This window comes from Streptomyces sp. NPDC057543, assembly GCF_042801895.1.
Classification (GTDB): domain Bacteria; phylum Actinomycetota; class Actinomycetes; order Streptomycetales; family Streptomycetaceae; genus Streptomyces.
This window is the reverse complement of record NZ_JBHVFF010000482.1, coordinates 1-3675: the sequence shown is the minus strand read 5'-3', so window position 1 is coordinate 3675 and position 3675 is coordinate 1. Positions and strand designations below refer to the sequence as shown.

The window sequence follows — 3675 nt, the reverse complement described above, 5'->3', positions numbered from 1 at the left end:
GCCCCGAGTACGAGATCGACGGCTTCGTCACCGACACCGACGGCAACGAGGTCACCCTCCCCGCCGCCACCACCTACACCGTCCTGCCCGCCGTCACCGGGATCACCGTGGAGACGCGGGCCCGCTTCGGCTACACCGCGCCGGTCGGCACCACCGACGACGGCCGCTTCCGCCGCCTCACTGTCCGCCTCCCCGCGACGTACGCGCAGCGCCTGTTCGACGCCCGCGACGCCGGGGCCAGCGACCAGGAGATGCGTGGGATCATCGCCGAAGGCTTTAAAGACGTGTATTTCCAGGACGGCGGTGGCCGGGCCATGGGGCTGTCGGACGTGGCCATTAACGACATCGACTACCTGGATCTCGACTACTGATTTCGGAGCCCTTTTATGGCGAGCATTAATTACCCGTGAGCCGAAGCACGGTAGTTGTCACATAGGCAGGCTTGTTGTCATCGCTGCGGCCGCTGGCCGTTGCCGATGTGACTCTGTGGGCTCATCGTGGGGGTTCTTGCCAGCCGGTGCTTAACGCTGTGACTCCGGGGCGAAGGCGGTACGGCGGTCCGGTGGGGGCGGTCTCCTGCCGCATAATCCTCAGGTGTCTGAGACTCCCGTCCCGATACCGTCGGGCTCTGTTCCGGCAGGTACGCCCGCCTGGTCGTCCACCGATGCCGCCCTATGGGCCGGGGCCGGCCCCGCATCCTGGGCCCGGCCCATGTGGTCAGTGCTGGCGCTGCTGATCACCGTTGTATGGGCGATCGCGGTGGAACCGGTGCCGTCGTGCAGCGATGCGGCGCCCTGCGGCCCGGACTGGGGCGGTATGGCGGAAGTGGGTCTGGCCGTCGGGCTGTTGTACTGGCTCGCCCGGCTTCCGGAGCTCACGCTGATCGCAGCGCCCGCGCTGGCGGCCATGGTGGCGTGGGGAGAGCTGGTGCCGGGCGCCGACCGGATGTTCCAGGTCGCGAACTTCGCCGTGATCGGGGCCCTGGCCTTCGGCTGGGCCGCGGCCCGCGAGCGGCTGGCCGCCCGGTCCGGGCAGCGGCGGCTCGTGGAGCGGGCCGCCGGAGTGCGGCATCGGCTGCCGGAGCCCGCCAGCCCACTCGTGCGAGGCAGGCTCCCGCTCGCCGCCGGGCTGGTCCTGTGCGCCGTGGCCGCCGGTGCGGTCCTCTTGGGGCTGAGCGGCATCCGCGCGGACGAGCGGCACGCGGACCGGGCCGCGCACATCACGGCGACGGTGATCCGCCGCGGCGAGGAGACGGTGCGCGTCCGCACCGATGACGAACGGCGCTTCACCGTCGACGCGTTCTACCCCGAGGACTACGGCGTCGGCAGCACGGTGACCGTGCTGGAAGACGGCTCGTGGCGGCGCCTGGTGGCGGAGCCGTACGACGCCTTCGGCTGGCAGCTGCTGGTCCTGGCGGCCGGGCTGCCCGGGCTCTCTTTCCTCACGGTGGGCGTCCTTGCCCACCGCCGTGCCGTGGCGCTGCGCCGCGCACCGGTGCCGGCCCTGCGCGTGCTGGACCGCACGGACTATGAAGGACGTACCTGGGTCTACGCGGCCGACGACACAGCCGGCCAGACCGCGCTCTTCACCTGTCTCTGCACGGCGACGCTCCCCGATGACGACGAACTGGTGGACCGCATCGAAGACGAAGCCGAGGACGAGGAGGAATTCCCCGTCGACACGCGGTTGCACGAAGCGGTCCTGCTCGGCGCCCCCTACGAAGGCGGCGAACTGGTCCTCGTCACGACGGACCGGGCGGGGGACCCGATCGTGATCCGCACCGCCGGCCCGGTCCGGCTCCCCCGAACCGGCAAGAAGCCCCTCCTGGAAGCCACTGCCCTCGCGGACACCGACCCCGACACCTCAGATCCGCAGCGGCGGGTCCGGATCGACCGCATCGCCGCCACCCTGGCGCCCACCGGTCGCCCGGTGCGCTGGGGGCCGGGCCCTGTGGCCCGAACCGCCGGACTGGCCCTCACCGCGGGCGTGGCGGCTGGGGTCTCCTTCACCGCGCACTCCCTCGCGACGGACGGCTTCCACTGGCACCTCCTCCTCCCTCTGCTCGCACTGCCGATATGGATCCGCTTCGCGGCCGTCCTCCTCAACTGGCGTGCCACCGCGGACAGCACCGGTCTGTGGCTGGCCGGAGCCTGGACCGTACGGCACGTCCCATGGGAACGGCTGCGGGCAGCCGAGTACACCGACGAGGGCAGCGTAGAGATACGCCGGTCGGACGGCGGCACCTGGCATCTGACGGGGCTGGGGGAGCCGCGCCTCGAACGACGACTGCGACTGCGCCCGTCGTACGTCCGCATGGCCGAGGAGGTCACAGCCCTGCACGCCCACCCGGAACTGCGGCCCGCGGAACCGAGCCCACCGAGCGACCACGGCCTGCCACTGGGGCCCGTCCTGCTCCTTCTTGTCGGCCTCGCCGTCACGGCCGTGCTCATCACGTGAGCACGAAACGTGCACCGACCGTCACCCGAGCTGTGCCGGAACCTCTGGAACGCCCCCCTATTACCTCATCCCGGCAACCCGGGGCCCGGCGGGCGTTGAGCGCCGCGAACACTCCCGTCCAGCCGTACTCACGGGTCCAGCGGTCCGCGCTGGACTTCAGCTGGAGGAGGTGGATCAACCCGCTCGACCCACATGATGTCCGGCCGGCGGGGTGTCTCGGGCCGCAATCGACCGGTGGCCCAGTGAGTGGACCTTCCCCTGCCACCGGACCACGTCCGCGAGGCCTGGCCGTACTCGGTTACCTCGCGTGGGTGTTGAGCAGTTCGGCGGCGAACTCCGAAGCCCCCTGGCCCCCTGGCCCCCTGAACACCCTGCGCGCCCGCACCCGGCCCGAGGACTGCACACCCGGCCCCACGTTCCCTGCCGCGCGGATCACCGCCGACGCCGACCTCGTGGTCGACGGGCTCCTCATCGACTTCAAGAGCGACAAGCACCCGCACCGCTTCCCCAAGGCGAGCGCCTGGCAACTGCTCGGCTACCTCCTGCTCGACACCGCCGACCACTACCGGATCGACACCGTCGGCTTCTACCTCTCCCGTTCCGCCGTCCTGGCCACCTGGCCGGTGGAGGACTACCTCGACCTCCTTGGCACCTGCCGCCGCGAGCTTGCTGCGCTGCGCTCCGTCTTCGCTGAACTCCTCGCCGGCTGCCGGGCCGACGCTGAGCCGTACACCCCGGAAGACGAAGACCGCGTCCGGCGGCTGCTCCAGAACCTGGCCCCGGTCATCGAGGCCGGCCACTGCCCCACCTGCGCTCAGCCGCTGCCCGAGGCCACCCGCCGCCCCCGCAAGTTCTGCACCACTCGGTGCCGCAGCCGCGACCAGGCCATGCGCCGCAAGGGTCTCCTCCCCGGCGGCCCCGTTCCGGCTCTGCCACGCCCGCGAAAGGAGCGCCTGGAACCCCCAGAAGACGCGGAGATTGTGAGCCTCACACCGCATTTGCGCAGGTAGACACGTTGCGCAGCAAGGCTGTGAGGGTGTGAGACGGAGCTCGCGGCTGCACTCTCCTACGTTCCGACCGCGGGCTCTACCAGGCCGCCGCGCGGCGCTTTCCCGCCCGGCCTTTGGCGGTTCGGGATGGCCCGGGGGAGGCTGGAGAGGGGGCAGGAGGCCGTCATGCGCGTCCAGAATATCCAGATCGGCGAGACCTACCAGGTCA

Annotated in this window: 3 protein-coding genes; all 3 read left to right on the top strand. The window is 71.1% G+C overall.

Features of this window, described 5'->3' with window-relative positions; all coding sequences use genetic code 11:
- A partial coding sequence (tpg, locus tag ACFU8Q_RS40150) for a telomere-protecting terminal protein Tpg (RefSeq protein ID WP_384464761.1) occupies window positions 1-371 on the top strand: 371 nt, incomplete at its 5' end.
- A gap of 223 nt (window positions 372-594) precedes the next feature.
- Window positions 595-2457 carry a hypothetical protein gene (locus ACFU8Q_RS40145; RefSeq protein ID WP_384464758.1) on the top strand — a complete coding sequence of 621 codons (1863 nt, stop codon included), beginning with the start codon at window positions 595-597 and terminating at the stop codon, window positions 2455-2457.
- A 311-nt stretch (window positions 2458-2768) separates the two neighbouring features.
- Window positions 2769-3467: a hypothetical protein gene (locus ACFU8Q_RS40140; RefSeq protein ID WP_384464755.1), complete on the top strand. Its 699-nt coding sequence runs from the start codon at window positions 2769-2771 to the stop codon at window positions 3465-3467.
- Window positions 3468-3675: the final 208 nt, after the last annotated feature.